The sequence below is a fragment of the uncultured Nostoc sp. genome (assembly GCF_964245575.1).
Classification (GTDB): Bacteria; Cyanobacteriota; Cyanobacteriia; order Cyanobacteriales; family Nostocaceae; genus Nostoc.
Genome location: NZ_CAXTNP010000470.1, coordinates 1 through 3,738, shown reverse-complemented (window position 1 = coordinate 3,738; position 3,738 = coordinate 1). Strand labels below are relative to the sequence as shown.

Annotated in this window: 3 protein-coding genes; 2 read left to right on the top strand and 1 reads right to left on the bottom strand. The window is 44.5% G+C overall.

Annotated elements, in window-relative coordinates; genetic code table 11:
• Window positions 1-1,049, top strand: a 1,049-nt coding sequence (locus tag ACFFAP_RS37045) for a choice-of-anchor D domain-containing protein (RefSeq protein ID WP_375515876.1), incomplete at its 5' end; no start/stop codon positions are given.
• A gap of 197 nt (window positions 1,050-1,246) precedes the next feature.
• On the opposite strand, the gene ACFFAP_RS37040 is transcribed toward ACFFAP_RS37045, so the two are convergent.
• On the bottom strand, window positions 1,247-1,681 hold the full coding sequence (locus ACFFAP_RS37040; RefSeq protein WP_375515875.1) for a hypothetical protein: 435 nt from the start codon (window positions 1,679-1,681) through the stop codon (window positions 1,247-1,249).
• Between the two features lie 113 nt (window positions 1,682-1,794).
• Here ACFFAP_RS37040 and ACFFAP_RS37035 point away from each other — a divergent pair, with 113 nt between their 5' ends.
• Window positions 1,795-3,645, top strand: coding sequence for a S8 family peptidase (locus tag ACFFAP_RS37035; RefSeq protein WP_375515874.1), 1,851 nt, complete (start codon window positions 1,795-1,797; stop codon window positions 3,643-3,645).
• Window positions 3,646-3,738: the final 93 nt, after the last annotated feature.

Sequence of the window (3,738 nt, the reverse complement as noted above, 5' to 3'; positions counted from 1 at the left end):
GGGCGAGTGTATTAGTGGCACTCAATACGAAAACACCTGGAACATATTCTGGCAGCTTCAGTTTGACCAACAACGATCCTGACGAAAGCCCCTTTGACTTTGCCATTCGCGGTACAGTTCAGCCCGCTCCTGCCCCCGAAATTCAAGTTCTCAATGGCACTGTTAACATTGCAGATGGCAGCACCAGTCCCATCGACTTTGGCAACGTCGCTTTCGGCAGTACCGTTACCAAAACTTTCACCATCAAGAACACGGGTACAGCTACCCTCAACCTGAGTAATCTCAAACTCCCCAACGGCTTTAGTTTGGTAGGAACTTTTCCATATACCGTGGCTGCCAAGGATTCAAAAAGTATAACGGTGGCACTCAATACGAATACACCTACACCTGGAACATATTCTGGCAGTTTCAGTTTGGATAGCAACGATAGTAACGAAAGCACCTTTGACTTTGCCATCAGTGGCACAGTTAAACCCCCTCTTGCTAATGAAATTTATCTTCTCAATGGCACTGAAAATTCTGAGTACTTAAAAGGCAATGCTCCAGCCAACAAGATTTATGGGTTTGGGGGTGCAGACAACATCGTAGGTAATGTAGGAAATGACCAACTTTTCGGAGGCGATGGAAACGATACTCTCTGGGGAGGTGATGGTGATGACCTGCTCTATGGCGATAGCGGCAATGACAAGCTTTCGGGTGATAACGGTAACGATACGCTATTTGGTGGTATCGGCGATGACCAACTATTAGGGGGCACAGGCAATGACTGGCTTTATGGGGGCAATGGCAAAGATGTACTTACAGGGGGTTATGGCACCGATACCTTTGTATTGGCTTCTGGTGACGGCACGGATTCCATTACTGACTTTGAAATAGGTAAGGACAAAATTGCCTTGTCAGGTGGTCTCCAGTTCGGTCAATTATCAATATATCAACAAGGAAGTATTGCCTTCATTATGAATAGTTCTGACAATCAAGTGTTGGCGAAGTTGGATAATGTCACTGCAAGTATACTTTTGGCTCAACCTTCCACTTTTATCACTGTTTAGTTGTGTCTTTTGATAAAAGGCAGGAGGCAGGGTACAAACTGACTGGAATTGTGGGCGAAAGCACTATTGCTCCTTTTCTCAGGAGGGTTGAGAGCAACATCCGCAAGTGGCGTGGTTTTTCTCCCCTGCTCCCCTGCTCAAGAGCTTTTTCACTATGATGCCTACTGCAATAGATAATTAGCCAGACTTATATATAACTACTGATTCGCTTGCGATCGCAAACTTTCTAACGCCCCCTGCAAAAACTTACCCCATTCTGCTGCCAAAGGGATTTCTGTAAACGGAACCCGCACAGAATCAGTAGATTCGGAAAATATAAATTCTAACTCTATAGACCGACCTTTTTCTGGTATATTTGCTAAATCTACTTTTTTCTCATCTACTAAAAGATGTATTTCTCTAACATCAAGCAAAGAGAATGTTTCTAGTTTAACAGGCCCTTTAGGCGTGGGTTTTCCCCAAGTTAAATTGTTGCCTTTTTGAGCTAATACTGAATAAATATCGTACTTAGCCCGTTCAAATTGTTCTGCCCAAGCGCGATAGGCTTCAACTTTTTGATATTCCTTCGAGCCTTGCCAAGCCAACCAGAAAAACATTACTAATAACGGCAACCACAAAAGACCACGTTCCATCGTTTAAAAAATTCCTGAGTGAAACTTGTAACTAAAAGTGCAAAATCCACCACTAAAGGATGGAGATAAGTTATGGTAGTGAGCAAACTGGCAAAAAGCGGTGATGAGTTAATATGAGAAAGCTTATATTATTGTGCTTGTTTGTCATTGGGCTGGGATCTGCCATATTTGGTTTCCTGAATTTCCAGGGATTGGCAGCTAAAGGAGAGTTTGAGACGATTGTGCTTGATTTTCGGGAAGATATTCCATCACTGGTGGTGGAACAGGATCTGCAAGCGATCGCCAAACAATACAACGTTACACCCCAATTAGACAACAAGTTTTCCAAAAAAGATAATGTGTATATTATCAAAGGCGATCAGCAGCGACTCCAAGAACTGAAAAAATCTCAGTTTGCCCAAGCAACAGAATTCATTGAACCAAATTATATCTATAGGAAGATTCCACAACCAGGTAAAGCTGCAAGGCTTGGAGAATTTTTAAGACCTCAAGATGATGATGAGACAACCCCCTCATTAACTGGCCCCAATGACCAATATTACAGCAAGCAGTGGAACTTGCACAAAATCGGTATTGAAGGGGCATGGAGTCAAACTAAAGGCAGTGGTATTACAGTTGCAGTAATTGACACCGGTATTACCAAGGTACGCGACTTGTATGAGACTAAATTCGTCAAAGGCTATGATTTTGTTAACGACCGAGAAGAAGCCACAGACGATAATGGTCACGGTACTCATGTTGCCGGAACTATTGCCCAAGCCACAAATAACAAATATGGTGTAGCTGGAATTGCCTATGAAGCCAGTCTGATGCCTCTGAAGGTACTCAGTTCCTATGGTGGCGGTACTGTGGCCGATATTGCCGAAGCGATTAAATTTGCTGCTGATAAAGGCGCAGATGTGATTAATATGAGCTTAGGCGGTGGCGGTGAAAGCAAGTTGATGAAAGAAGCGATCGAGTATGCCCATAGAAAAGGCGTAGTTATCATTGCCGCAGCAGGGAATGAAAACACCAATGGGGCAAGCTATCCAGCCCGCTATCCTTATGTCATCGGCGTTTCCGCAACTGGCCCAGATGGCGAAAGAGCGCCCTATTCTAACTTTGGTGCTGGGGTAGATATCTCGGCTCCAGGTGGTAGTGAAGCTGGTAAGATTCTTCAAGAAACTATCGACGAAAAGGGCGAAGGGGTATTTCTGGGTTTCCAGGGTACAAGCATGGCTTCTCCCCACGTTGCTGGTGTTGCGGCATTAATCAAAGCTGCTGGCATCAAAGAACCAGATGAAGTGTTAAAAGTTCTCAAACAGTCGGCGCGAGTTATCCAGGATGATGGTTTGAACTATTATGGCGCTGGACAACTTAATGCAGAAGCAGCAGTAAAACTAGCCTTTGCGGGACAAATCAGTTTCCCAGATTTCTTCCGGTGGTTACGGGATAACGGCTATCTTAACCCCGGCTTTTGGATTGATGGTGGTGCGATCGCACTGTTACCCAAGATTTTAATGGTAGTTGGTTCTTATCTACTAGCTTGGTTTTTACGGGTTTACTTCCCCTTCACTTGGAGTTGGTCTTTATCTAGTGGACTAATCGCTGGCAGTTCCGGGTTATTCTTCCTCAAAGGAATCTATATTTTTGATCTTCCCCAATGGCCTTTCCGGGTTTTGGGCAGTTCAATTCCGGAACTCGGCAATACTCTCCAGGGAACCGATGCATTGAATCCCCTATTTGCTAGCGTACTGATTCCCATTGTGTTAATGGCATTGCTGCTGGGACATCCTAGTTGGAGATGGTTTGCCATTGGTTCAACCTTAGGTGTCGCAGCGTGCTTGACAGTAAGTGCATTTTTAGATCCAGCAGTTATGGGTTTGGGAAGTGGTCACTTAGCACGCCTCTTCCTCATCGCCAACGCCCTAATCTGTTATGGACTAGCTCGTTTAGCATTGAAAAACGAAGAAAAAATAGCATAAATGGGAAGTGGGGAGTGGGGAATGGGGGAAAAGTTCTTAATAACTCCTAACTCCTAACTCCCTACTCCCTATCCCCTACTCCCTATCCCCTAC

Bases quoted from the DNA above. Each gene is read 5' to 3' on its own strand.
- ACFFAP_RS37040 (WP_375515875.1), bottom strand. From the start codon at position 1,681: ATGGAACGTGGTCTTTTGTGGTTGCCGTTATTAGTAATGTTTTTCTGG.
- ACFFAP_RS37035 (WP_375515874.1), top strand. From the start codon at position 1,795: ATGAGAAAGCTTATATTATTGTGCTTGTTTGTCATTGGGCTGGGATCT.